The organism is Pseudomonas sp. CFBP 8771, assembly GCF_014841695.1.
GTDB classification, from domain to species: domain Bacteria; phylum Pseudomonadota; class Gammaproteobacteria; order Pseudomonadales; family Pseudomonadaceae; genus Aquipseudomonas; species Aquipseudomonas baltica.
The window spans coordinates 352,062-375,670 of record NZ_JACYUJ010000004.1; the positions used below are offsets into that span (position 1 = coordinate 352,062).

A 23,609-nucleotide genomic window follows, 5' to 3' on the forward strand; every position below is an offset into this window, starting at 1 on the left:
TGCGGTTGCCGTGTGGCAGCCGCCTGGATGAAATGATGAAACTGTTGCGCCTTCCCGTGATTTTATTGCTCAGCGGCGTGCTGGGACTGGCCGGATGCAGCACGCATCAACCGGTGGCCCTGTACCAGCTCGACAGCGGCAACCCCGGGCTGCCCAAGGAAAGTCGGGGTATGGCCGTGCTGCTGGGGCCAGTATCCGTGGCCGACTACCTGCAGCGCGAAACGCTGCTGCAGCGCCAGTCCGACGGCAGCCTGAGAGCGTCCACCGACGGTCGCTGGGCCGGCAGCCTTTCTGCCGACATCGACCAGTTGCTGTTGCGCCAGATGGCCTGGCGCCTGGACAGCCAGCGCGTGGTGTTGGCGCCTACGCCCGCCAACTTCACGCCTGACGCCCAGGTGCTGTTGTCGATCACGCGACTCGATTCAGGCAGCGGCCAGCCTGCCGTCCTGGATGCCCAGTGGCGTGTTCTCGACCGCCGTGGGCAAGTGCGTGACAACCGCATCGTCCATCTCGAGGAAAAGCATGACGGCGGCACCGCGGATCAAGTCCAGGCCCAGGGCGTACTGCTGCAGCGCCTGGCCGCGCAGCTGACTGCAGCGCTCAAGCCGTTGGCCAACCAGCCGGCGCTGGTCGAGGAGCGCAAGTCCGCGCCGGCGCAGGTGCGCCGCGAGCAGGAAAAGTCGCGAATTCCTCTGGCTACGCCCATCCGCACCGATCTGGAAGTGTTCCGCTTCTAGAACGGCGCCCACAAAAAAGCCCGCATTGCGGGCTTTTTTTATGGGCAAACGCTCAACCAATCAGCTGATTCGTGCCAGTTGGCGTTCCAGCAGGGACGGGTAGGGCTCCAGCAGACGCTCGACGCAGCAGGCCCCTTCGGGGCTGGCGATCGAGCGAATGCGCGCGCGTTGACGGATCAGCGGGTCTTCGCCGATCTCGCGCACGACCAGCAACAGGTTGCGGCTGTGCTGCGAAAGCGCCAGTGCATCCTGGGCCGATTCGGTCAGCAGCAGGTCGATGGAGTTCAAGCCGTGAACTTCGTCGCTGAGCACCAGACCCAACTGCAGTTGCAGGGTGATGCCGCTGTCGGCGACCTCGATCTGCAAGGCATGGCCCAGGGCACGCAACAGTTCGCCGCAGCAGATCGCGTTGGTCAGGTAGTCATCACCGCTGTGTTCACTGTGGAACAGCATCAGCGTGCTGCCGTCGTTGAGCATGTGCACTTCGCTCTCGTACAGCGAGGCGGCCTGTTGCAGGCAGTCGTGATAGCGCTCCAGCAGCTCGGCCAGACGTGCCTTGGGCAGGCGACGCAGTTGTTCCTGCGCACCCAGTTGCACGGCCAGCACGGCGCTGTCGGTGTGCACCCGAGCCACGGCAGTGGTCGGCTGCTTGATCACGGCCACCGGGGTTTCGCGCAGGTCGGCGAACGGGTCGTCACCGAAGTCTTCTTCGTCTTCGTCAGCCTGAATCTGGCGCATGACCGGTTTTACCGGCTTGGCTGCCACGGGCGGGAAGGGGCCCGGCTTGGCGGTTGTCGTGCGCACGGGTGGCGCTGCGTGCGGCACCTCGTCTTCGTCGGTGTCTTCGGGTTCGACCTCGGGCTCGCGCGGCTCTGGCGCCAGCTGTGCGTGCAGCTGCCGGGCCAGGTCGCCGATCTCGTCGGTGCGCTGGGTGGCCGGGGTGAACTCGTCGGGGTTGCGCAACCAGACCCGCAGTTGCAGCAGCGGCGTGGAAATGTAGCGACCCAGCCGCAGGCTCAACGCCAGTGCCAGCACCAACAGGATACCGGCCAGAACGCCCATGCTTTGCAGGCTGATGGTCAACGGCTGCTGGAACTGATTCATGTCCAGGCTGATGCGCAGTTGCCCGGCCAGCGCATCCTGGAAGTTGATCTTGGTTTCGTACAGCCCCTGGCTCTGCCCCAGCAGGCCGCTTTTGGGGCGCTGTCCGGCTTCGGCGAGAATGCGGTTGTCCGGGCTGAAGATCGCCGCGTGGGCGACCAGCGGGTTCTTCACCAGGTTGTTGAGCAGCACGTTGAGGCTGAGAATGTCGTTGGACACCAGCAACTCGGTGGCGGACGTGGCCGTTTGCGTGGTCAGGCTCTGCCCCACCGCGTCGGCCTGCTCGTGCATGGCCTGCTTGAACTGCAGACCCATGACACAGGCGTAGATCACCAGGGCAATGGCAACCAGCACGATGTTGGTGAACGCGATGCGCAAAGCCAGGGGCACTCGACGGTGGCGCAAGGCTCGGAAGATCAGCAGGAAGAAGTTGTCGGTTTTGACTGGCGTAGGCCGGTTCACTGAGCGCGGCTCTTTGTCCGTGAAGTTGGCGCGCAGTATAACGAGCACCCTCCGAGCGGCAAAGCGCTGCCTGTGCCCGATGGTCACTGAAAGTGGTTAGAATGCGTTTTTTTTCATGAAACGGGGTGCCTCTTGCGCGAAATCGTCCTGATCAACATCACCGCTCGGGAGCAGTCGGGCATCGCCGATGCCTTGCGCGCCGCCCTGGCCGCCGATACCACGTTCAGCGCCGCCCAGTCCGCCACGCCGGCTGAACATGTGGTCAGCGTGATGGGGCGCCAGGTCGGTTACCCTGCCTTGCAGCAGGTTATCAGCCTGCTGAGCGAGCATGGCTTGGCGTTGGCGAGCATCGAGCGCCTGTCTGCGGCGGCGGGCGGCAACGCCTGTTTCGAGCTGGGCCTGCTCGGCACGCTGGAGCAGCCGCTGCAATTGCGCGGGCAAGTGCTTGAGCTCAGCGCCGCGCTGGGTCTGGACATCGTCTACCAGCCCGAATCCCCTCAGCGCCGACAGCCACGCCTGGCGGTGTTCGACATGGATTCGACCCTGATCGAGGCCGAGGTGATCGACGAACTGGCCAAGGCCGCTGGCATCGGCGAACGTGTTGCGGCCATCACCGAGCAGGCCATGCGCGGCGAAATCGACTTTCGCGCCAGCTTCAAGGCACGCCTGGCCCTGCTCGACGGCCTCGACGTTGCGGTCCTCGATGACATCGGCGCCCAACTGCGCCTGAGTGAAGGGGCCGAGCGCCTGTTCGCCGAACTCAACCGCATGGGTGTGAAGACGGCCATTCTGTCCGGTGGCTTCACGTATTTCGCCAGGCAGTTGCAGGAGCGCCTGGGCATCACCCATGTGTTCGCCAACGAACTGCAGGTGGTCGACGGCAAATGCACCGGCGTGGCAGTCGAGCCGATCGTCGACGCCCAGCGCAAGGCCGACCTGCTGCAGCAGCTGGCTCGTGAACAGGGTGTGGAGTTGAGCGAGACCCTCGCCGTGGGCGATGGCGCCAACGACCTGGCCATGCTGGCGATTGCAGGCCTGGGCGTGGCGTTCCGTGCCAAGCCGCTGGTACGCCAGTCGGCGCGTCAGGCCATCAGCGTGCTGGGGCTGGACGCCGTGCTGTACCTGCTGGGCCGCCGCGACTGAACGCAGGCTGGCTCAGAGATCTTTCCACAGCGAATCGAAGTCTTCTTCGGGCGCCGCATCGTCGGCACCGGCCGGCGCCGGTTTGGCCACTTCCAGCAGGTGGTATTCGAACTGGTTGAAGCTGCCGGTGCCGGTCATGCGCTGACCAAGCCCGGCCGGGCGTTCTTCACCTTGGGTGTTGATGATCACCTTGTTGCCTTCCAGGAACGGCATGCGCGGGGCCAGCAGGGAGGCGGGTATGTCGATGGCGCGGATTTCCGGCAGCAACAGGCCGCGCAGGAACTGGCTGTTCTGCTCGCTGACGCGCACCAGTTGCAGACCGCATGGCTGCGCGTGCGGTGCCACCAGCTCGATGCCCATCTGCGTGCCGCCACTGCGCACCTGACGGATCCAGCGCACCACCGCCACGCTCCAGCCCTGGGCCTGGGTGTCCTGGATGCCGATCATTTCGCCGGCCTGCAGCTGCGGCGGGACTTCCCTTGGCCATGCCAGGCAATAGCCACCGGGGCTGTGGTTGACGATCTGCAGAGCGTAGGTAGGGAAGTGCTGGTCATTGTTGGACGCGCTGGCGGCGCCGCTGCCTTCGCCGCTCGGCAGGTCGTACTGGATTTCTTCGTAGTCGCCGTGCCGATCGGTTTCGCTCGGCCTGCTCCAGGACTGGGTGGCGGCGCCCGGCACGAACTGCGCGCTCTGGGAAAGGGCCGGGCGCTTGAGGATCTCGCTGAAGGAACGCTCGCCGCCAATGTAGTAATGCAGCGCGCTCATGCCGATGCACACCGTCAGGTTGCCCTGGCCGGGGGTGCGGGTAAAGGTGCGTTCCGCCACATCGCCCCAGGCGGCCGCCACGTGTTGCAGCAGATCGATACTGAAATTGCTGGGAATCAGCCGCGACTGAGCACGCTGCTCGACCGGCATTTCCAGGTGCGTCTTGATCGCCTCGACCAGATCGGCGGGGTCGAGTCCGACCAGCAGTGGCAACTGGTCCTCTTCATACAGCGTCTTATAGCGCGGTGGGCTGTCTTCGTCGGGCGCCATGGCGAACAGGCTCGAAGCCAGGGTGGCAGGCTGCACACGCACCAGCAGGCTCCAGGCCTCGAGCACTTCGGCCAGACGCAGGATCGCCTGCTGGCGCATCTGGTTGCAGCGTGAACTGCCCAGCAACAAGGCGGCGGTGTAGCTTTGCTGCACGCTCAGGGTCGTGCCATGCGCGGCCAGCGGGTCATTGATCGGAACGTTCTGCAACTGATGCGCCAGGGCCGCCTGGTACAGCTGGTGCAGTTCCAGCCAGACTCCGTCGGGCACCGGGCAGTACAGCAGGCTGGCGCGCATCACTGGCCCATTCAGGCAGTGCAGGGCGCGCTGCGCAGCGGTGGCCAGGAGCGTGGCGCGATCCTTGGAGGCGCGGTCTTTGGAGTAGGTGGCGCACATGCGCAGCACGATCTGCTTGTAGCCGATCGCCAGGTGGTTCTGCAGGGCCTGGCACAGGTTAGCGACCTTGCGCGAGCGTTCGTCGAGAACGATAGACTGGTTGAGGAAGTGTCGTTCCAGATGCTTGCAGACGAAATACACCTCGGGCCGCAGCAGCTCGAGCAGTTGCAGGCGGTTTTCGCTGGGCGTGAGCAGCTGGTTGAGCTCGCCGAGGCCCTGGTACAGCAACCGGGCGGTTTCCCCCAGATTGGCCTTGGGCAGCTTGGCAATCCAGCGCTTGAGGTCGCGCGGGGTCGCTTCGCAGAAGGTCAGGCTCAACTGCGATGGCGTCGGTGCGCGCAACAACAGATGGGGGCGTGGCGACATCGGTCGTTTCCTGGTTCAACTCAGGTCGTCGCTCGAGGGCTTGAACGACGAGAAAAGACAGGCCATTCATTTGGCCGTATGCAAGGACTCTAACAGCATTGGATAACGGTCGCAGCCTAGATGTCGCCGAGGCTGCGCCGCGCACGCCGCAGGCGGTTCAGATTACGGTGGAAGCCGGCGCCGGCGCCACGTCGTCCGCGCTGGCCGCCAGCCCGATGCCCTGGCCCATGTTCACCGGTGACAAGTTGGCCAGATGATGGGCCCATTTGACTTGCTCCGGGCCAAACAGCATGACCACGGTCGAGCCCAGCTTGAAGCGGCCCATCTCGGCACCCTTCTCCAGATGGATCGGCGCGCGAGCGGCTTCGTCGTAGCGAAAGGTCTTGAGTTCGCGCTTGGGCGGCGTCACCAGGCCCGCCCAGACGGTTTCAATCGAAGCGACGATCATCGCGCCCACCAGCACCATGGCCATCGGCCCGCGTTCGGTGTCGAAGATGCACACCACCCGTTCGTTGCGCGCGAACAGTTCAGGCACGTTCTCGGCGGTGGTCTGGTTGACCGAGAAGATGCGCCCCGGCACATAGATCATTTCACGCAGGGTACCCGCCAGTGGCATGTGCACCCGATGGTAGTCGCGCGGTGACAGGTAGATGGTAGCGAACTTGCCACCCATGAAAGGAGCGGCGTTGTCTGGATCGCCGCCCAGCAGTTCGAGCACGCTGAAGCTGTGACCCTTGGCCTGGAAAATGCGACCGTGTTCGATGGTGCCCAGCTGGCTGACGGCGCCGTCGGCCGGCGAGAGGATTGCACCGGGGGTCGGGTCCAGCGGACGCGCATCGGGCTTCAGGGCACGGGTGAAGAAGGCGTTGAAGTTCTCGTAGGCACTCAGGTCTTCGACCTGGGCCAGCGACATGTCGACGTTGTAGCGCTCGGCGAACCAGCGGGTGAAGGCGTTCTTGAACCAGCGCGAGCGGCATTCGGCAACGCACCCGGCCAGGCGCGAGAGCAGGTGATGGGGCAGCAGATACTGGCTGATGATGAACAGGCGATCTTTCATTGAGTGTCCTTAAACTTCGGTGGGGGTGTCGGGGTGGTTGCCCCATTCGCCCCAGGAACCGGCATAGCCCTTGACGCGTGGATAGCCCAGCGCCTTGGCCACGAGATAAGTGAAGCCAGAGCGGTGATGGGTCTGGCAGTGAGTGATGATTTCCTTGTCGGCGGTGATGCCCAGGCCGTCGAGCATCTGCGCGACGTCGCTGCGGATGCGCAGCTGGCGCGCCGGATCCATGGCGGCGGTCCACTCCAGGTTGATCGCACCGGGAATGTGCCCCGCCTTGGCTGCCAGCACTTTTTCGCCCGAGTATTCCAGCGGGCCGCGGGCATCCCAGATGGCCAGGTCGCTGGCGCCCAGGCGGCTTTGCAGGTACTCGCGGGTTGCGGTGGGCTCGTCATGCAGGGTCAGCGACACCGGGCCGCCGGCGCTGGCTGGCGTGTCCTGGCTCAGCGGCAGGCCGGCGGCCTCCCAGGCCAGGATGCCGCCATCGAGGTAGTGATAGCGAGAATGGCCGATCACGTCGAGCAGCCAGATGAAGCGTCCGGCCCAGCCGCCGCCCTCGTCGTCGTAGACCACGTAGGTCGCCTGCGGGTGGTGACCCAGCTCGCCGAACAGCTGCTCCAGTGACGCCAGCCCGGGCAACAGCCCCGGTGCAGGCGGCTGACCCAATTGGGTACGCTTGGGATCGACGAAACGCGCCCCGCGGATGTGCCCGGATGCGTAGCGCGCGTCGCTGGTCAGGTCGACCACGATCAGGTTGGCGGCGTCGAGCCGAGTACTCAGCGCCTCGGGCTCGATCACCAGGGGCAGGCCAGCGAAGTCAGGCATGCGGGTCTCCAGATAAAACGGAACGACGATTGTAGCGCAAGCCTTACCGGCTGCGGTTGGTAAAGGTGTCCAGCGCGCGCTCGATGCACTGTGCGGTCTTGCCGAAGCCCTGCACACTGATCTCGGAAAACGGGCGTCCGCCCTGGTCGGCGACCAGCAACGTGTGCACGCGGCCTTCGACGCCCAGCGAGCGCAGCAGCACGTGTTCACCGCGGAACAGCGCGCGCAGGGTCGCCGGCAGCAGTGCCTGCAGCTGCGCGCTGTTGGCGCTGCCCATGCGCAACTGCGTCGGTTGGGCGAGCAGCCGCTGCAACAGGCTGCTGTGCTCGATGCCCAGGCTCAGCGCGGCCGCCTCCTTGGGCAGCCCCGCGCTCTGGTGCACGCGCAGGCTGCCATGGCTGCGGTCGACCATCAGCAGCATGACCCGCTGCATGCCGCATGCCAGCAGTGCATCGCGCGCGCAGGTGGTCAGGTGCAAGGCATTGTTGAACGGCGTTGGCGTGGCCAGCAGCTGCGTGCACAGGTGCCGCCAGCCCGCCAGTGCCGCTTCGCTGGGTGCCGGCGCCGGTTCGCTGTCCTGCGTCGCGGGCGCGTGCTGCGGCGGCCACGGCAGGCTGCGCGCCGGGTGCCACAGGTCGGTAGCCCAGTGCACACGGGCGCTGTGCACCGCATGTTGATGAACCTGTTGCTGCACCTGCTCCAGCGGCACTTGCAGGTACAGGCAGCTCAGGTACTGCCAGCGCTGCAGGTGGGGGGTGAACCAGCCGTGCTGCGCCGCCAGGGCCAGACCATTGGCCATCAGGATGGTGTTGGCCGGCTGGTTCAACCAGCGGCGCAGCGCCGGCTCGTCGTCCAGCTGCTGTTGCTGACGCAGGCGGTGCTGGTTGTCGCGGGCGATGTGCAGCGCCTGCACCAGCGCCCGCCGTTCCCCCAGCAGCAGGCGATAGCCGTGCAGCACCCAGGCCGGCAAGCGCCATTTCTGCGCCAGTGCCTGGCAGAGCACCAGCAGCGGTACGCCGAACAGCGCCTGCTCGACCGTGGCCGCCGCTTCGCCCTCGGCAATGACCCGGTGCTCCCATTCATCGAGCAGTTCGGGGTAGGTGGCAGCCAGTGGCCAGAGCGGCGACAGGAACAACAGGCTGCCCCAGTGGATCTCCTGCCACAGCCGCGCCAGCCGTGCCGCGAACAGGCCATTGGCCTGCTGGCTGGCATGCTGGCTGATCATCTGCAACTGACGCAGGGTCAGCGGCATCTGCTGCGGGTCGAGCGCGGGCAGGCGCATCAGCAGCTCTTCGGCACGCGACAGGCCGAGCCGGTTCAGGGCCACTTCGAGGCTTTCCGCCGGTTCCGCCAGGCTGTTGCTGGCATGCCGGTTGGCTTCGCGCATCACGCTGAGCACCAGCGCCGGGCTGTGCTGCATCAGGTCAGCGATGTCGCGCAGCGAGCGGCGTCGGTCCTTGATCGCCGCGCGAACCTTGTCGTGGTAGAGCCTGGGGATCGGCAGGCGCACGCCATCGAGCAATGCGAGCCAGGTGTCGAGGGTTTGAGGCTTGGCGTTGGACACTATGCTTATCCTGATGCATGCCTGAATGCAGGCCGACTACACGAACGGACCAAACTGGCTTTTGAAAACCGCTGCCTATAGTCTGGCGCAGTTCTGCCGATAAGGAGAACAACAGATTCAACATCACCTTTTTCGTCCATGAACCCGACTTCTGAAGTGTTTTTTATCCATGGCTAAAATTATCGGCATCATTGTCGTGTTCGCCAGCGTGCTCGGCGGATACGTTCTTTCCCATGGTCAGTTGGCTGCCCTGGTGCAGCCCTTCGAGGTGCTGATCATCGGTGGCGCCGCACTGGGCGCGTTCCTGCAGGCCAACCCCGGCAGCACCACCATGATCGTGCTGAAGAAGTCGCTGAAGATGTTCAAGTCGCGCTTCAGCCATGCCTTCTATCTGGAAGTGCTGAGCCTGCTGTTCGAGATCCTCAACAAGAGCCGTCGCGAGGGCATGATGTCCATCGAGGCCGACATCGAGGACGTCGCCGCCAGCCCGATCTTCGCCAAGTACCCAGCCCTCCTCAAGGACGAGCAGATGATGGCGTTCATCTGCGATTACCTGCGCATCATGTCTTCGGGCAACATGGCCCCACACGAACTCGAAGGCCTGTTCGACATGGAGCTGCTGAGCATGAAGGAAGAGCTCGAGCACCCGTCCCACGCCGTCACCGGCATCGCCGATGCGTTGCCCGGTTTCGGTATCGTTGCGGCGGTGCTGGGTATCGTCGTGACCATGGCCTCGCTGGGTGATGGCGACAAGGCAGCGATCGGCGGCCACGTCGGCGCCGCCCTGGTCGGTACGTTCCTGGGTATCCTGGCGGCCTATGGTTTCTTCGGGCCCTTGGCGACCTGCCTGGCCCATGATGCCAAGGAAGAACTGAACGTCTACGAGGCCATCAAGGCGTCGCTGGTGGCTTCGGCCTCGGGCATGCCGCCGTCGCTGGCCGTGGAGTTCGGGCGCAAGGTGCTGTACCCGGCGCACCGGCCCAGCTTCGCCGAACTCGATCAAGCCGTACGCGGTCGCTGAGTCATGGAAAACAACCAGCCCATCATCGTCAAGCGGGTCAAGCGCTTTGGCGGCGGCCATCATGGCGGCGCCTGGAAGATCGCGTTCGCCGACTTCGCGACGGCGATGATGGCGTTCTTCCTGGTATTGTGGCTGTTGTCCGAAGCCACGCCTGAACAGAAGATCGCCATCGCTGGCTACTTCAAGGACCCGATCGGCTTCTCCGAAAGCGGCACGCCCTATGTCATCGACCTGGGCGGCTCGCCTCAACTATCGCCCGAGAAGACGCTGAATCCGGACGTCGAGGTGTCGCCGCCCAAGCCCGAGACCTCGACTCAGGTCGCGGCCGAGCAGGCCGAGCAAGTGGCCCAGCAGGTTGAAAAGGAACGCCTCGAATTGTTGCTGCAGGAACTGCAGAACAAGGTCGACGAAAACCCCCAGCTGCAGAAATTCAAGGACCAGATCCTTTTCGAGATCACTCAGGACGGTTTGCGCATCCAGATAACCGACGCCGAGAATCGGCCGATGTTCGACCTGGGCAGTGCGCGGCTCAAACCCTATTTCGAGGATATCCTGCTGGCCATGGCGGACACCATCAAGGCGGTGCCGAACAAGATCAGCGTCAGCGGTCATACCGATGCCAAGCCCTACGCCGGCAGTGCGGCGGGCGGCTTCGGCAATTGGGAGCTGTCGTCCAACCGTGCCAATGCCGCGCGCCGCGCGCTGGTAGCCGGCAGCTACCCGGAAGACCAGATCGCGCGCGTGGTTGGCTATGGCTCGTCTTCGCTGTTCGACCGCAAGGATCCGCTGAACTCCATCAATCGCCGTATCGATATCGTGGTTCTGACCAAGAAGGCCCAGCGCGATATCGAAGGCGAGCAACCGGCCCTGGAAACTCCGGCCCCCGGCGTGCCTCCAGCTGCCAGTCCTCCTGGCGCGTCGATCGGTGATCCCGATGCGCCGGTGCAGCCGCGCGAGCTGCGCCAGCGGCTGAACCTCTTCGAGGACGGCTCGACGAAGATGGTCGAGCCGGGCAAACCCGCGCCCTGATGGGCCGCACCGCCTTCCCAGCCTTGCGGCCGAGCTAGAATCCACGCCCGATGCGTTCGCGCAGGCCCCTGTGGATATCGCGCGCGCACAGCTGCAGCGGCGTCTCGCGCTGACTGGCCGGCATGCGCAGGGCCGCCTCGCGGTGGTAGGCCTCGATGACGAAGTCCAATTGCTGCGTGCGCGTCAGGGTCGGCCAATGGGCCAGGTATTCGGGCAGCGCCTGGTCACCCATTCGATACACGCAGATGCGTCGGTCCCACGAGGTCGCCTCGCCGATGGAGAAGGGTATCCACCAACGCCGCGCGCTGCTGTGGGACATCATCAGGATCACGTGGGTGCAGTCACGGATGTGCGCGGTGATCGTCTCGGTGACATGCAGGGTGGTCAGCGATTCGAAGTCCATCACGTCCATGCGCACCTCGATCCCGGCCCTGCGCAGTTGCTTGCGGACCCGCAACGCGTGTGGATGATCGGCATGCTGGTAGCCGATGAACACGCTCATCGCCGACTCCCGCCAGCAGTCGGTCGAACGAGGCGCAGGCAGGCAACGGGCAGGTCGAGCATGGAAAACCTTCATCGTGAGTGTTGAAGGTTGAAAGATTGTTCAATGCCGTTTAAGCGGCAAGGTATGTCATTCAAAAGAGACATTCCTTACCTAGGAAAGTAACTTCTCCTACGGCCAATTCCTCTAGCCGGCACCTGTGCAAAACCCTTGCGGCGCATGGACCAAGGCGTACAGGGCATCGGCAATACGCTCCACCTCAGCCGCACTCAGGATCAAGGGCGGCAGCAGGCGCAGGGTGGTGCCACGGGTTACGTTGATCAACAGGGCATGCTCTTGCGCCGCCCGCTGCATCAGCTCGCGGCAGGGCCGGTCCAGCTCTATGCCGATCATCAGGCCCATGCCCCGAACCGCTTTGACCCCGGGCAGGTTTCCCACTTCGCTGCACAAACGTTCGAGCAGTACTCGCCCTTGACGCGCCGCATTGTCCAGCAGCCCCTCGCGCTCGATGATGTCCAGCACCGTGCAGCCAACCCGGCAGGCCAGCGGGTTGCCGCCGAACGTGCTGCCATGGCTGCCGGGCGTGAACAGGCGGCCTACTGCCGCGCTGGCCAGGCAGGCGCCGATCGGAATGCCGTTGCCCAGGGCCTTCGCCAGCGTGACCACATCCGGCTGGATGTCCGCATGCTGGTAGGCGAACCACTGGCCGGTGCGACCGATGCCACTCTGGATCTCATCGAGCATCAGCAACCAGCCATGGTTGTCGCAGTGCTCACGCAGGGCGCGCAGGTAGGCGGCAGAGGCGACATGCACACCGCTTTCGCCCTGAATCGGTTCGAGCAGCACTGCCGCAATGCGCTGTCCGAACGCCTGGGTGACGCTGGCCAGCGCGTCGAGGTCGGCGAAGGGGATCCTAACGCAATCGCCCGGCAGTTGGCCCAGTCCGGCGCTCAGGTGCGCGCCGTCGCTGGCTGCCAGGGTGGCCAGAGTGCGCCCGTGAAAGGCGTTGTTCATGACCACCACCAAAGGCCGGGCGATGCCGCGGGCATGGCCATGCAGGCGGGCCAGCTTCAATGCGGTCTCGTTTGCCTCGGCCCCCGAATTGTTGAAAAACGCCAGGGCCAGGCCGGATTTTTCGGCCAGCTTCGCGCCCAATCGTTGCTGCCAGTCGATGGCATACAGGTTGGACGTGTGCAGCAACAGCCCGGCTTGTTCGGCAATGGCGGCTACCACGTCGGGATGGCTATGACCCACGTTGGTCACCGCCACGCCGGCCAGTGCATCCAGGTATTCGCGGCCGCTGTCGTCCCACAGGCGGGTGCCGAGGCCGCGGGTGAACGTCAGGGGCAGGGGTTGATAGGTCGGCATCAAGTGGCTGGCGCTCATCGCGAATCTCTCGGGAGGAAATGAATCTGCAGTATTCCCTTCAAGCTCAGATGGATAAACGCCGCTAGACTGGATGCACTTTTCACTTGGAGTTGATAATGGATCTGTTCCAAGCCATGCAGGTGTACGTGAAAGTCGTGGAGCTGGGCACCATGACGGCAGCCGCCAACGCCTGCGACCTGTCCACGACCATGGTCAGCAACCATCTGCAGGCATTGGAGCAGCGTCTGGGCGTTACCCTGTTGCTGCGCACCACGCGCCGTCAGCAGGTGACCGACGCGGGCCAGGCCTACTACCAGCGCTGCCTGGAGGTGCTGGGGCTGGTCGCCGATTCCGAGCGCTGGGCCGAACACACCCAAGGCACCCCGCAGGGCCTGTTACGGATCACCGCGCCGCCCACCTTCGGCGCCGAGTGCCTGGCGCCGGCACTGGCGGGGTTTCTTCAGCGTTATCCGCAGATCAGCGTCAGCCTCAGCCTCGGCGATCAGGTACAGGACATGCTCGACGGCCGGTACGACGCCGCCCTGCGCCTGGGTAATCTGGAGCCCTCGACCTTGATCGCACGTCCCCTGGACGACTATCGACTGAGCATCTGTGCGTCCCCGGACTACCTGCGTCGCCATGGCACGCCTGGCCACCCCGAAGAGCTGGCTGCGCACGAGTGCCTGCAATTCATGTACAACCCAGGCGATGAGTGGCGCGGCACGCAAAAGCGGTGGTCCATGCAGGGGCCCAATGGCTCGATCGGCGTCGATGTTCGAGGGCGTCTGGTCACCAACAGCAGCGCCGGGCTGCGTCAGGCCGCCCTGGCGGGCATGGGCCTGGTGATGCTTCCCGACGTGCTGGTGCGTGGCGATCTCGAGGAAGGCAAGCTGGTCCAGGTACTGGCTCGATACGCGTTGCCCGGCAGACCCATGCACCTGCTTTATCCACAGGCGCGCTACCGTTCGCCGAAGCTGCGCGCATTCGTGGACTACATCGTCCAGACCCTGGGGCCGCAGCCGGCCTCAGGGTCAGCAGATACCCTGGATCAGTAGGTGTCCTGGGTCAGGCTGGCGATGATCGAGCGGTAGCTGTTCATGCGCTGCTGCTGCACACGGCCATCGTCCAGTGCTGCGAGCAAGGCGCAGCCGGGTTCGCGGTCGTGCTTGCAATCGCGGAAGCGACAGGTGCCAAGCAGGTCGGCGAACTCGATGAAGCCGGCTTCGACGTCGGCGCGGCTGACATGGCCCAGGCCGAACTCGCGGATACCGGGGGAGTCGATCAGCTCACCGCCGCCGGGGAAGTGGAACAACCGTGCGGTGGTGGTGGTGTGCGTGCCCTGGCCGGACCATTCCGACAGCGCACCCACACGGGCCTGCACTTCAGGCAGCAGGCTGTTGACCAGCGATGACTTGCCTACGCCGGACTGGCCGACGAATACGCTGATGTGACCATCCAGGCGTGCCTGCAACTGCTGCATGCCATCGCCCTGATGAGCCGAGACCTCGAGCAGTGGGTAACCCAGCTGGCGATACACCGCCAGCAGCGCGTTGAGCGCCGGCGCATTTTGCTCGTCGATCAGGTCGGCCTTGTTCAGCAGCAGTAGGGGATGGATGCCCGCGTGTTCGGCAGCCACCAGGTAGCGGTCGATCAGGTTGGCATGGGGCTCGGGCATGGGCGCGAACACGATGACGATCAGGTCGACGTTGGCCGCGACCGGCTTGAGCTGCCCGCGGCTGTCGGGGCGGCACAGCTCGGTGCTGCGCGGCAGTTGGGCAACGATGACACCGATGCCCTGATTGCCGGCGCGCCAGACCACCTTGTCGCCAGTGACCAGCGCCGGCAGGTTGGCGCGCAGGTAGCAGCGGCAAACCTGACCGGTCTGTTCGCCTTCCAGCGCCTCGACTTCCACCTGAACACCGAAGTGCGCGATTACCAGCCCTGTCTGCTCGGGGCCCAGGTCACCGCCTTCCAGCGTCTCCAGGGCCTGGGACTCACGCTTGGCGGCGCGGGCAGCGCGCTCGCCCTGGATTTTTTCGATACGCCAGTTCTGGCGGCGGTTCAGTTGGCGTTTGGCCATGTGTGTTCCGTGTAAATGAATGCAGGTGTTGACGAAGGCGGGATACTAGCACGGCCGGCTAGGCTAAACTGCGCAGCTACGCCGAGGAGACTTTCATGCAGAACCCACAGAACCTGATCTGGATCGACCTGGAAATGACCGGCCTGGACCCGGATCACGATGTCATCATCGAAATGGCCACCATCGTCACCGACAGCGACCTCAATACCCTGGCCGAAGGGCCGGTTATCGCCATCCACCAGAGCGACGAGATCCTCGCCGGCATGGACGAGTGGAACACCCGTCAGCACGGCGGCTCCGGTCTGACCCAGCGGGTGCGCGAGAGCACCGTCAGCATGGCCGATGCGCAGGCGCAGACCATTGCCTTCCTCGAGCAATGGGTGCCCAAGGGCAAGTCGCCGATCTGCGGCAACAGCATCTGCCAGGATCGCCGCTTCCTCTACCGGCACATGCGCGAGCTGGAAAACTACTTCCACTACCGCAACCTCGATGTCTCGACCCTCAAGGAACTGGCCGCGCGCTGGGCTCCGGAGGTCAAGGACAGTTTCCAGAAGGGCAGCACCCACCTGGCCCTGGACGACATCCGCGAATCCATCGCCGAGCTGCAACACTACCGCAAGCATTTCATCAAGTTCTGAAGCCCGGAAACCTCTGCTGTGGGAGCGAAGCGGGCGGCGATCCCTCTGCCCGCGAAGAGCCCCTCAAGCCTACCTCTCTCAATACACCCGACGCCGCGGTGCCTGCATGGCACTGGCAATGTCGCCGGCCAACCGCGCGATATCGGCATGAGCCAGGTTGCCGACACTGACACGCACCGCCTGCCCGCTCTGCAACCGAAACGGGCTCCCTGCCTGGACCGCCCAACCCGCGGCGGCCAAGGCCTGCACCGTCGAGGTTTCATCCACAACCGGCAGCCACAGGTGCAGGCCTTCACCCGAACTGGACGGCCTCACACCGTTGAGTTCGAGCGCCTCGACCAGCGAGCGTCGTCGGCTTCGATAGGCTGCACCGACTTCCGCCAAACGATTCCCTTGCAGCATCGCGCTCCACAGATGGGCGGTCAGCCGTTGCAGCAGCAGACTGACCCAGCGCGGGCCGACCCGCTGCTGGCGTTGCATCTCGGCGTGCAGGGACGCGCTGGCGCCGGCAATCGACACCCGCAGATCAGGGCCCAGAAACTTGCTGGTCGACAGCACGTAGACCCATTGCTGTGGCAGCGGCTGCAAATCAATGGTCGGGGCCTGGCTCAGCGGCCCCCAATGATCGTCGATCACCAACAGGGTCTGCACCGGGTCCTGCATGGCCTGCGACCACTGCCGCCACCGCTGGGCGTCGAACGAACAGCCGGTCGGGTTCTGCGCGCGAGGCGTCAATACCACGGCCGCCGCACCGCGCAGCACCTCGGGCGCCGGTGGCAGCGCGCCATGGTCGTCCATCGCCAGGGTCACCGGCTTGAGCTGCAGCCCGGCGAGTAGATCGCGCAACGGTGGCCAGCACGGGTCTTCGATCAGCACCGTGGCGCCGGGTCGGCAGCGCGCCCGCAGTGCTCGCTCCACAGCGTCCAGCGCCCCGCAATATACGCCCACGTGCTCGCTGGGCAATCGCTGGCTCACGAGCCAGTCGCGTGCCAGGCCGGATAGCTGTGGATCATCGCCGAACTGGTCGAAACCATTCTGCTTGAAGTTGCGCAGCAGCCAGTCGTGATCCGCGGCTGGCAACAGCGCGGCATCCAGATTGCCGCTGGCCATGTCGTCGAGGCCCTGAGGGATAACGAAGCCGTGTTCGGCGACCTGCAACCCTGGTGCATTGACGCGCGTGCCGCGGCGCCCGTCGGTGATCAACAGGCCGCTGTCGCGCAGCCTTCCATAGGCCGCCGCGACGGTATTGGGGCTGACCTCGAGCTGCATGGCCAGGTTGCGGACCGAAGGCAGCGAAGCGTTTTGAAGCAAATCACCCTGGCGGATCTGCCGCTCGATGGCGTCGGCGATCTCGACGGCAGTGGACGCATTCGTCAATAATGTATTCATACATTCATATTATTGTATTGGTACAAAAATGAAAAGAGCATTGGTCCTGCGTCACCTCGCGTTCGAAGACCTCGGTTGCCTGGCTGCGGTGCTGGAAGCCGAAGGCTATGCAATCCAAACGATAGAGGCGCCTCTGCATCCGCTGGCGTCGCTTGATGTGAGCTCGGCAGACCTGCTGATCATCCTTGGCGGGCCCATTGGCGCTTTCGATGAAGGGCTGTACCCATTCCTGCTGGACGAACTCCAGCTCATCCGCCAACGCCTGGACAACGGTAAACCCTTGTTGGGCATCTGCCTGGGCGCTCAGCTGATCGCTCGCGCCCTGGGCGCCGACGTTGCCGCCATGAGCCATAAGGAAATCGGCTTCGGCCCCGTCACGCTGACCGCAGCCGGAAGCACCTCGGTACTGGCGCCCCTGGCGAACGGAATACCCGTACTGCACTGGCACGGCGATCAGTTCGACATTCCAGCGCAGGCCACGCTACTCGCCGGTACCGACGCCTGCCCCCATCAGGCATTCAGCGTGGGCGATCAGGTGCTCGCGCTGCAATTTCATCTCGAGGTGGCACCGCAGGCACTCGAAGCATGGCTGGTCGGCCACGCCAACGAACTGCATCAACAGCGAATCGACCCCCGCGAACTGCGCGCCCAGGCTCAGGCCTTGGGTTCTGCAGGCGTACAAGCAGCCAGTACGATCCTGATCGACTGGCTGGCGCGCCTGCGATGAGTGGGGCGCGGTCCGTCATCGAGTTGCGGCACGTGCTCGCGGGCAAGTCTCGCCGTTTTACGCGCCCAGGCAGTTTCACCGGTATCGACAAGGAGTCGGTGTGCGGACCGGTTGAAGTGGGAACGCTGGGAATAACAGGTGATGAGCAGGGGGACCGCCGCATCCATGGAGGCCCCGACAAAGCCCTTCACCACTACCCGTTCGAGCACTATCAGGAGTGGACACAGCTCATCGGCGAGCATCCACGCCTTGCATGGCCAGGCGCATTCGGTGAGAACCTGTCGACTGTCGGTCTCGACGAAACCACCGTTTGTCTGGGTGACATCTTTCGCTGCGGCGACGTGCTCCTCGAAGTCAGCCAGACCCGCCAGCCTTGCTGGAAGCTCAGCGACCGCTTCGAGGTGAGCGATATGGCCTTGCGCATGCAGGCCAGTGCAATGACCGGCTGGTATTACCGGGTCCTCGAGGGCGGTGTCCTGCGAGCAGGCGACGCAATGGTGCTCGAGGGCCGCCCCATCCCTCGATGGCCGTTGCGCAGAGTCATCGCGCTGTTGTACGAACGGCCGCTGGACCTCGATGAGTTGAGCCAACTTGCGCAACTGCCGCTCGTACCATCCTGGCGCTCACTCGTGGAGCGGCGCCTGACAACGGGGCAGATCGAGAACTGGGCCAGCCGAGTGCTGGGTCCCCTTTCAGGAGAGTAGAAACCATGCAGCACTTTCGCGTCATCGTTCAATTGCACCGGGCGTACTGGTGCCAGTTCGATATAGAGCATGCCGCTGCCGAGCATGCATTGGCGGATGTGGTCCGCCGCTTCCCCGAAGGCGAGGGCTACACCCTCGACATACAACGCAAAACGGGTGAGCGCCGGTTGTTGGAATCCACGCCTGACGGGATTCGGTTGCTGTATGCGCAGGGCATGTTTGCAAAGACTTGAATGCCATCAATGGCGCAATTGGTTGAACATTACAGGTAAAGAGGTACACAGCACGTGAATATGGAAGTTGGTCCGGAAAGCCATGATGGCGTCAGGAACATGCTGGAGAAGTTGTCTTCTTTGTGGAACGTACGGGCAGCAGTCAATAATGATGCGACCCCGTACAGCGAATTGCTCTTCGAACACGGCAGGTTGGACTTTAGCGAGTCGCTGGTTCCGTTTCGAAGTCATCCAGCCTGGCAGGCAACTACGGCTGAAATGAAATCCAGATGTCTGTCCTATGGCTGGATTATCTATAACCTCAAAACCATTTATATCGAATGCGACATTGTGACACCTGCCTGCGAGGACATCATCAAAAGGCCACCTGTTGAGTCTCGCAACCGCGACATCCTGCAGCGAGTGATGTCTGAGGCGCTGCTTGACGAAGCGCTCCATACCAAAATGTCAGTTACGGCATGCAATTACATCTATCTGAACCGCAAGCTGCCCTACCTCGATTTCAGCGACTTCAATCTCATCCGCTGGCGGGACCAGATATTGTCCACATGTAAGGCTGAGTGGCAGCGGCGGCTCACTCGATTCGGTATTGCCTGTGCCAGTGAAACCTTGATCACTGACTACCTGAAAACCTTGTCCGAGGATGACTCCATCCAGCAGGTGTGCCATGAGGTGACTCGTACTCACGCAGTGGATGAGTGGAGCCATTCAAGTGTTTTCAGTTTTGTAGCGTGCGATATCGTCCACACGCTAAGTGTTGGCGAACGAACGTACTTGCAGGCTGTGATTGCCAGGACGGTAGAGATGTTTGCCGATAACGAACTGGGTGCGTGGGCTCGGGCGCTTTCTCTAGCGGGATTCCAGGGGTATGAGGCAATGCTTCTGGAGTGTTCTCGATCAAGCGAAGTAGAGGTCTACACCGAGTCGGTTTCCAGTCTCCTTGCACGTATAGGTCTGGAATAGATGGTGCTTTCGGCCAAGAACAATTCATCTGCAGTAGAGCCAGTTGGGCCAGGTTTTCTACGGTGTGATGTGGCATGCGACGTTGCCGAGAACGCGAGGAGATTTGTCTTCACGGTGCTCGATGAACAGCGTGAAGAAGAATATGTCCCAGGCCGTTACCTGATACTTGAATACGCAGGTGCTACCGGTCAAGTTCGCACGGCCTGCTATTCGATAGTGGCCTGCCCCACGCGCTGGCAGGTTGAGATCATCGTCCAGCGCGTGCCTTCCAAAGGGTTGTCAGAGACGATGTTCAATCATCTGATGGTCGGCGCCTTGGTGCGCTGTGTGGGCGTTGCAGGAGATATCACGGCGCAACAACTTTCTGGTTTGGATAGCGTGGCGCTGTTGGCTGGTGGTATCGGGTTTACCTTGCCTTGGGCATTGATACGCGAATTCAGGCAATGGGCACGGCAAGGCCGCCGAGTGCCACGGATCACATTGCTGTTGTGCACGCCCTCTCTGGAAGCCGTGCCATGCTTCGCCGAGTTGATGACCCTGGAGCTTGCCGAACGCTGGTTCACTTTGCGCATCCATGTCACCCGGCAGTCGTTGTACCAAGACAACGGCTGCTTGTGGAGGGGGCGTCCAAACCAGGGGGTGCTGGACGCCCTGGAGGCGTCGCAAGGCATCGTAATCTGCGGAAGCCAGGCATTCGCTGTAGAAATACACCGGGCCATGCAGGTTCGGCATGGTGGGGCCCAGTACTTTATCGAAGCATTCAGCTCGGCCGATTCGCCGTTGCCCGCCAAGCAGGCCGACACTGGAACGGTGCGTTTGAAGATCCCCGCGTCGGGGGTCGAGTTCGAAGCGGTTCATTCGCTGACCCTGCTTGCGCAGTTGGAATCCCAGGGCCTGAAAGTGCGCAGTCAGTGTCGTGCTGGAATTTGTGGTGCGTGCAAGATCAAAGTCCTGAAAGGGGAATGTCGCAGCGAGGCCGATTTTGCACTGAGCGTACAGGAGCGCGCGGCTGGGTACGCATTGGCGTGTTGCAGCTATCCTGTGGGCGATGAACTCACGCTGTGTCTCCGGACCTCGTGAAGCGGACAACGCCAGTGCGTGCCCGGTATCATGAGCGATCATCGCGGCGCCCATGTTGCAGTCGATACCGCGCCCATCACACTGCTCGTCTTTTGGCTCCAGGTTCCCATGCTGCTGACCCTCTACCTCATCGCCATCACCGCTGAAGCCATGACCGGTGCCTTGTCCGCAGGGCGGCGCGGTATGGACTGGTTCGGCGTGGTGCTGATTGCCTGTGTGACTGCATTGGGCGGTGGGTCGATGCGCGACGTGTTGCTCGGCAACTATCCGCTGACGTGGGTCAAGCACCCGGAATATCTGGTGCTGACCAGCGTCGCGGCGCTGGTGACGATTTTCATCGCGCCGCTCATGCGCCGCCTGCGCTCGCTGTTTCTGGTGCTCGATGCGCTGGGGCTGGTGGCGTTTACCCTGATCGGTACCATGACTGCACTGGAGCTGGGCCACGATTATCTGGTGGCGTCCATCAGCGGCATGATCACCGGAGTCTTCGGCGGCATCCTGCGCGATATCCTCTGCAACGACATTCCCCTGGTGTTCCGCCGCGAGCTGTATGCCAGCGTCTCATTCGCTGCGGCGTGGTGCTTTCTGGGTTGCACCTACCTGGAGCTGGTGCCGATTCAGGCGCTGTCCATCACCCTGTGCGGCGGCTTTCTCCTGCGTCTGCTGGCTATTCGATTCCATTGGGAAATGCCCAAGTTTGTCTACGACGACCGTTGAGCGTGGGCCGCCAGGGCCCATTCGACGTGTTCACGGACCAGTTCGCTGGGGTCCTCGCGGCGTGCCTTCAAGGCTTCGAGCACCGGGATGCTCGACGGTGCGTTGCCCAGCCCCACCGCCAGGTTGCGCAGAAAACGCTCGTAACCGGCGCGGCGCAGGGGCGAGCCTTCGGTGCTGTTCAGAAACCGGTCTTCATCCCACAAAAACAGCTGCGCCAGTTCGGCATTGTCCAGTTGATGCCGCGGCTGGAAATCGCCTTCACCCGAAGGGCGGGCGAAGCGGTTCCACGGGCAAACGATCTGGCAGTCGTCGCAACCGAACACACGGTTGCCGATCAGCGGCCGCAGCTCGGTGGGAATGGGGCCCTTGAGCTCGATGGTCAGATAGGAAATGCAGCGACGAGCATCCAGCACGTAGGGCCCGACGAAGGCGGCGGTAGGGCAGATGTCCAGGCAGGCCGTGCAGCGCCCGCAGTGCTCGCTGGCGTGGGGCTCATCGACCGGCAACGGCAGGTCGACGAACAGTTCGGCGAGGAAGAAGTAGCTGCCGGCCTTGCGGTTGAGTACCAGGGTGTTCTTGCCGATCCAGCCCAGCCCCGCTTCCTGGGCAATGGCTTTTTCCAGCACCGGCGCGCTGTCGACGAAGGCGCGAAAGCCAAACGGGCCGATGTCCTGCTGGATGCGTTCGGCCAGGTGCTGCACACGTTTGCGGATCAGCTTGTGGTAGTCGCGGCCCAAGGCATAGCGCGACACATAGGCTTTTTCAGGCTGCGCCAGGCGTTGCGCCATCTGGGTGTCGCCGGGCAGGTAGTCCATGCGCAGCGAAACGACCCGCAAGGTGCCTGGCACCAGCTGCTCGGGGTGTGAGCGCTTGCTGCCATGGGCAGCCATGTAGTCCATTTCGCCGTGATAGCCAGCATCGAGCCAGCGCTGCAGGTGCTGTTCATGCTCGCCCAGGTCCAGGCCTGCGATGCCGACTTGCTGGAAACCCAGTTCGCGTCCCCATTGCTTGATGGAGAGCGCCAGGGCGGGAAGGTCGATGGTGGGAGCAGACATGCGAGCGAGGAAACCTGTGCGGAGGTGGGTATAATTCTGCCAGACATCGACAGTAAAGGTTCAAGCATGCCGCCAGACACGCAAATTCCCGACGCGGGGCAGCGCCAGCCTTCGGCCGCCGTGCAGCTCGACCCCACCACCTTGCCGGTTCTGGCCGCGCGGCCGATGGATGCGCACAAGGGCATGTACGGCCGTGTACTGGTGATCGGTGGCGACCATGGCACCGGCGGTGCGGCCTTGCTCAGCGCGCAAAGTGCCCTGCGCAGCGGGGCCGGCATGGTAACGCTGGCTACCCGCGGCGAGCACGTGGCGCCGGCGCTGGCGCGCATGCCGGAAGTGATGGTTGCCGATATCGCTTCGGCCAACCAGCTGCTGGCGCTGGCCGAAGCGGCCACGGTGCTGGTGGTCGGGCCCGGGCTGGGGCAGGCCAGCTGGGGCCGAAGCTTGCTGTCGGTGGCGGCCAGCCAGGACAAGCCACAGGTGTGGGACGCCGATGCACTGAATCAGTTGGCGCAGGGCGCCGTCGCGCTGCCGGCCGATGCCGTGCTGACCCCGCACCCAGGGGAAGCGGCCAGGCTGCTGGGTATTTCCACCGCGCAGGTGCAGGCCGATCGCCCCGCGGCGGCCCTGCGCCTGGCGCGTCAGTATTCGGCAGTGTGCGTGCTCAAAGGGGCGGGCAGTCTGATCGCTGCGCCCGATGGGCGCCTGGCGATCTGCGATCAGGGTCATCCCGCCATGGCCACCGGAGGCCTGGGCGACGTGCTCGCCGGGCTGGTCGGCGCGCTGCGTGCCCAAGGCCTGGATGGCTTCGATGCGGCCTGCCTGGGTGTGTGGCTGCATGCCGGCGCCGGAGAGCGGCTGGGCAAGCTCGGTCGTGGTTTGGCGGCCAGCGACCTGATACCTGCCATTCGTCAGTTGCTCGAGGAGCATTATCCGTGTCTGAAGTAGAAATCTACCTGGAAGGCGAGGCTGCCATGCTTGCATTCGGTGCGCGCATGGCAGAGGTGACCCATGGCCACGGATTGATCTTCCTGGAGGGTGATCTGGGCGCCGGCAAGACCACCTTTTCCCGAGGCCTGATCCGCGGCCTGGGCCACGTCGGAGCGGTCAAGAGCCCGACCTTCACTCTGGTCGAACCCTACGAGATCGGCCCTATAAAAGCCTTTCACTTCGACCTCTATCGTCTTGTTGATCCAGAGGAATTGGAGTATTTGGGCATCCGCGACTACTTTGAAGAGGACGCCTTGTGCCTGATCGAGTGGCCTCAGCAGGGCGCAGGCTTTTTGCCAAAGCCGGACCTGACCATTACCATAAGCCCGCAAGCGGCCGGAAGGCTGTTGAAGTTATCGCCACAGGGCCCGCGCGGTGTGTCCTGGTGTGCCGCTGTGGCACAGAAATCCAAATAAATTGATGGGGTTAG

Annotated in this window: 23 protein-coding genes and 1 pseudogene; 14 read left to right on the top strand and 10 right to left on the bottom strand. The window is 63.7% G+C overall.

Features of this window, described 5'->3' with window-relative positions; all coding sequences use genetic code 11:
* Positions 1–32 precede the first annotated feature (32 nt).
* Positions 33–737, top strand: coding sequence for a PqiC family protein (locus tag IFT80_RS11455; RefSeq protein ID WP_122480397.1), 705 nt, complete (start codon positions 33–35; stop codon positions 735–737).
* Between the two features lie 60 nt (positions 738–797).
* Here the strand turns inward: IFT80_RS11455 and IFT80_RS11460 are convergent, their stop codons facing one another.
* Entirely contained in the window at positions 798–2,300 is a 1,503-nt protein-coding gene (locus tag IFT80_RS11460; protein ID WP_192137582.1) for a histidine kinase, read from the bottom strand.
* 192 nt (positions 2,301–2,492) lie between these two features.
* Here IFT80_RS11460 and serB point away from each other — a divergent pair, with 192 nt between their 5' ends.
* Positions 2,493–3,443, top strand: coding sequence for a phosphoserine phosphatase SerB (gene serB / locus IFT80_RS11465; RefSeq protein ID WP_240998861.1), 951 nt, complete (start codon positions 2,493–2,495; stop codon positions 3,441–3,443).
* 12 nt (positions 3,444–3,455) lie between these two features.
* Here the strand turns inward: serB and IFT80_RS11470 are convergent, their stop codons facing one another.
* The 4 genes from IFT80_RS11470 to IFT80_RS11485 all read right to left on the bottom strand — a co-directional run bounded on the left by IFT80_RS11470 (position 3,456) and on the right by IFT80_RS11485 (position 8,683).
* Complete coding sequence (locus IFT80_RS11470) at positions 3,456–5,237, bottom strand: molecular chaperone (RefSeq protein ID WP_192137584.1); 1,782 nt, start codon at positions 5,235–5,237, stop codon at positions 3,456–3,458.
* A gap of 157 nt (positions 5,238–5,394) precedes the next feature.
* A complete protein-coding gene (gene asd, locus IFT80_RS11475) occupies positions 5,395–6,294 on the bottom strand; it encodes an archaetidylserine decarboxylase (RefSeq protein ID WP_122480394.1) in 900 nt (299 codons plus the stop codon).
* 9 nt (positions 6,295–6,303) lie between these two features.
* Positions 6,304–7,119, bottom strand: coding sequence for a rhodanese-like domain-containing protein (locus IFT80_RS11480; RefSeq protein ID WP_185794977.1), 816 nt, complete (start codon positions 7,117–7,119; stop codon positions 6,304–6,306).
* Between the two features lie 43 nt (positions 7,120–7,162).
* Entirely contained in the window at positions 7,163–8,683 is a 1,521-nt protein-coding gene (locus IFT80_RS11485) for an HDOD domain-containing protein (protein ID WP_342214286.1), read from the bottom strand.
* A 169-nt stretch (positions 8,684–8,852) separates the two neighbouring features.
* Between IFT80_RS11485 and motA the strand changes: the two genes are divergently transcribed.
* Together motA and motB are read left to right on the top strand one after the other, a co-directional pair.
* Entirely contained in the window at positions 8,853–9,704 is an 852-nt protein-coding gene (gene motA, locus IFT80_RS11490) for a flagellar motor stator protein MotA (RefSeq protein ID WP_192137585.1), read from the top strand.
* A 3-nt stretch (positions 9,705–9,707) separates the two neighbouring features.
* Positions 9,708–10,733: a flagellar motor protein MotB gene (gene motB, locus IFT80_RS11495; protein ID WP_192137586.1), complete on the top strand. Its 1,026-nt coding sequence runs from the start codon at positions 9,708–9,710 to the stop codon at positions 10,731–10,733.
* A 34-nt stretch (positions 10,734–10,767) separates the two neighbouring features.
* On the opposite strand, the gene IFT80_RS11500 is transcribed toward motB, so the two are convergent.
* Both IFT80_RS11500 and IFT80_RS11505 read right to left on the bottom strand, forming a co-directional pair.
* A complete protein-coding gene (locus IFT80_RS11500) occupies positions 10,768–11,235 on the bottom strand; it encodes a toll/interleukin-1 receptor domain-containing protein (protein ID WP_163007695.1) in 468 nt (155 codons plus the stop codon).
* Positions 11,236–11,421: 186 nt separating this feature from the next.
* Entirely contained in the window at positions 11,422–12,621 is a 1,200-nt protein-coding gene (locus tag IFT80_RS11505) for an aspartate aminotransferase family protein (protein WP_192137587.1), read from the bottom strand.
* A 98-nt stretch (positions 12,622–12,719) separates the two neighbouring features.
* On the opposite strand from IFT80_RS11505, the gene IFT80_RS11510 reads away from it, so the two are divergent.
* On the top strand, positions 12,720–13,658 hold the full coding sequence (locus IFT80_RS11510) for a LysR family transcriptional regulator (protein WP_192055776.1): 939 nt from the start codon (positions 12,720–12,722) through the stop codon (positions 13,656–13,658).
* Here the strand turns inward: IFT80_RS11510 and rsgA are convergent.
* Entirely contained in the window at positions 13,652–14,683 is a 1,032-nt protein-coding gene (gene rsgA / locus IFT80_RS11515; protein WP_122480386.1) for a small ribosomal subunit biogenesis GTPase RsgA, read from the bottom strand. The genes IFT80_RS11510 and rsgA overlap by 7 nt on opposite strands.
* A gap of 95 nt (positions 14,684–14,778) precedes the next feature.
* Between rsgA and orn the strand changes: the two genes are divergently transcribed.
* Positions 14,779–15,321, top strand: a complete 543-nt coding sequence (gene orn / locus IFT80_RS11520) for an oligoribonuclease (RefSeq protein ID WP_122480385.1) — start codon at positions 14,779–14,781, stop codon at positions 15,319–15,321.
* 78 nt (positions 15,322–15,399) lie between these two features.
* Here the strand turns inward: orn and IFT80_RS11525 are convergent, their stop codons facing one another.
* The gene (locus IFT80_RS11525; protein WP_192137588.1) at positions 15,400–16,710 is read right to left on the bottom strand and encodes an aminotransferase class I/II-fold pyridoxal phosphate-dependent enzyme; all 1,311 of its coding nucleotides are present in this window, start codon (positions 16,708–16,710) and stop codon (positions 15,400–15,402) included.
* A gap of 28 nt (positions 16,711–16,738) precedes the next feature.
* On the opposite strand from IFT80_RS11525, the gene IFT80_RS11530 reads away from it, so the two are divergent.
* The 6 genes from IFT80_RS11530 (at position 16,739) to IFT80_RS11555 (ending at position 21,134) form a co-directional block, all read left to right on the top strand.
* A complete protein-coding gene (locus IFT80_RS11530; RefSeq protein WP_192137589.1) occupies positions 16,739–17,437 on the top strand; it encodes a glutamine amidotransferase in 699 nt (232 codons plus the stop codon).
* Positions 17,434–18,141, top strand: coding sequence for an MOSC domain-containing protein (locus IFT80_RS11535; RefSeq protein ID WP_192137590.1), 708 nt, complete (start codon positions 17,434–17,436; stop codon positions 18,139–18,141). Before IFT80_RS11530 ends, IFT80_RS11535 begins: the two co-directional genes overlap by 4 nt.
* A 5-nt stretch (positions 18,142–18,146) precedes the next feature.
* A complete protein-coding gene (locus IFT80_RS11540) occupies positions 18,147–18,374 on the top strand; it encodes a hypothetical protein (RefSeq protein ID WP_049862045.1) in 228 nt (75 codons plus the stop codon).
* Between the two features lie 60 nt (positions 18,375–18,434).
* Positions 18,435–19,337 carry a diiron oxygenase gene (locus tag IFT80_RS11545; protein ID WP_192137639.1) on the top strand — a complete coding sequence of 301 codons (903 nt, stop codon included), beginning with the start codon at positions 18,435–18,437 and terminating at the stop codon, positions 19,335–19,337.
* On the top strand, positions 19,338–20,417 hold the full coding sequence (locus IFT80_RS11550) for a 2Fe-2S iron-sulfur cluster-binding protein (RefSeq protein ID WP_192137591.1): 1,080 nt from the start codon (positions 19,338–19,340) through the stop codon (positions 20,415–20,417).
* Positions 20,418–20,525: 108 nt separating this feature from the next.
* Entirely contained in the window at positions 20,526–21,134 is a 609-nt protein-coding gene (locus IFT80_RS11555) for a trimeric intracellular cation channel family protein (protein WP_122480379.1), read from the top strand.
* On the opposite strand, the gene queG is transcribed toward IFT80_RS11555, so the two are convergent.
* On the bottom strand, positions 21,119–22,189 hold the full coding sequence (gene queG, locus IFT80_RS11560; RefSeq protein ID WP_192137592.1) for a tRNA epoxyqueuosine(34) reductase QueG: 1,071 nt from the start codon (positions 22,187–22,189) through the stop codon (positions 21,119–21,121). The two genes, IFT80_RS11555 and queG, sit on opposite strands and share 16 nt — an antisense overlap.
* A gap of 126 nt (positions 22,190–22,315) precedes the next feature.
* Between queG and IFT80_RS11565 the strand changes: the two are divergent.
* Together IFT80_RS11565 and tsaE are read left to right on the top strand one after the other, a co-directional pair.
* Positions 22,316–23,137 (top strand): annotated as a pseudogene (locus IFT80_RS11565) (NAD(P)H-hydrate dehydratase); the annotation flags it as partial.
* Positions 23,125–23,595: a tRNA (adenosine(37)-N6)-threonylcarbamoyltransferase complex ATPase subunit type 1 TsaE gene (gene tsaE, locus IFT80_RS11570; protein WP_185794988.1), complete on the top strand. Its 471-nt coding sequence runs from the start codon at positions 23,125–23,127 to the stop codon at positions 23,593–23,595. The pseudogene IFT80_RS11565 and the gene tsaE, both read left to right, overlap by 13 nt.
* Positions 23,596–23,609: the final 14 nt, after the last annotated feature.

Excerpts from the sequence above, each read along its gene's own strand:
- IFT80_RS11455 (WP_122480397.1), top strand. The coding sequence starts at position 33 with ATGATGAAACTGTTGCGCCTTCCCGTGATTTTATTGCTCAGCGGCGTG.
- IFT80_RS11470 (WP_192137584.1), bottom strand. The coding sequence starts at position 5,237 with ATGTCGCCACGCCCCCATCTGTTGTTGCGCGCACCGACGCCATCGCAG.
- asd (WP_122480394.1), bottom strand. The coding sequence starts at position 6,294 with ATGAAAGATCGCCTGTTCATCATCAGCCAGTATCTGCTGCCCCATCAC.
- IFT80_RS11480 (WP_185794977.1), bottom strand. The coding sequence starts at position 7,119 with ATGCCTGACTTCGCTGGCCTGCCCCTGGTGATCGAGCCCGAGGCGCTG.
- motA (WP_192137585.1), top strand. The coding sequence starts at position 8,853 with ATGGCTAAAATTATCGGCATCATTGTCGTGTTCGCCAGCGTGCTCGGC.
- motB (WP_192137586.1), top strand. The coding sequence starts at position 9,708 with ATGGAAAACAACCAGCCCATCATCGTCAAGCGGGTCAAGCGCTTTGGC.
- IFT80_RS11500 (WP_163007695.1), bottom strand. The coding sequence starts at position 11,235 with ATGAGCGTGTTCATCGGCTACCAGCATGCCGATCATCCACACGCGTTG.
- IFT80_RS11505 (WP_192137587.1), bottom strand. The coding sequence starts at position 12,621 with ATGAGCGCCAGCCACTTGATGCCGACCTATCAACCCCTGCCCCTGACG.
- IFT80_RS11510 (WP_192055776.1), top strand. The coding sequence starts at position 12,720 with ATGGATCTGTTCCAAGCCATGCAGGTGTACGTGAAAGTCGTGGAGCTG.
- rsgA (WP_122480386.1), bottom strand. The coding sequence starts at position 14,683 with ATGGCCAAACGCCAACTGAACCGCCGCCAGAACTGGCGTATCGAAAAA.
- orn (WP_122480385.1), top strand. The coding sequence starts at position 14,779 with ATGCAGAACCCACAGAACCTGATCTGGATCGACCTGGAAATGACCGGC.
- IFT80_RS11525 (WP_192137588.1), bottom strand. The coding sequence starts at position 16,710 with ATGAATACATTATTGACGAATGCGTCCACTGCCGTCGAGATCGCCGAC.
- IFT80_RS11530 (WP_192137589.1), top strand. The coding sequence starts at position 16,739 with ATGAAAAGAGCATTGGTCCTGCGTCACCTCGCGTTCGAAGACCTCGGT.
- IFT80_RS11535 (WP_192137590.1), top strand. The coding sequence starts at position 17,434 with ATGAGTGGGGCGCGGTCCGTCATCGAGTTGCGGCACGTGCTCGCGGGC.
- IFT80_RS11540 (WP_049862045.1), top strand. The coding sequence starts at position 18,147 with ATGCAGCACTTTCGCGTCATCGTTCAATTGCACCGGGCGTACTGGTGC.
- IFT80_RS11545 (WP_192137639.1), top strand. The coding sequence starts at position 18,435 with ATGGAAGTTGGTCCGGAAAGCCATGATGGCGTCAGGAACATGCTGGAG.
- IFT80_RS11550 (WP_192137591.1), top strand. The coding sequence starts at position 19,338 with ATGGTGCTTTCGGCCAAGAACAATTCATCTGCAGTAGAGCCAGTTGGG.
- IFT80_RS11555 (WP_122480379.1), top strand. The coding sequence starts at position 20,526 with ATGCTGCTGACCCTCTACCTCATCGCCATCACCGCTGAAGCCATGACC.
- queG (WP_192137592.1), bottom strand. The coding sequence starts at position 22,189 with ATGTCTGCTCCCACCATCGACCTTCCCGCCCTGGCGCTCTCCATCAAG.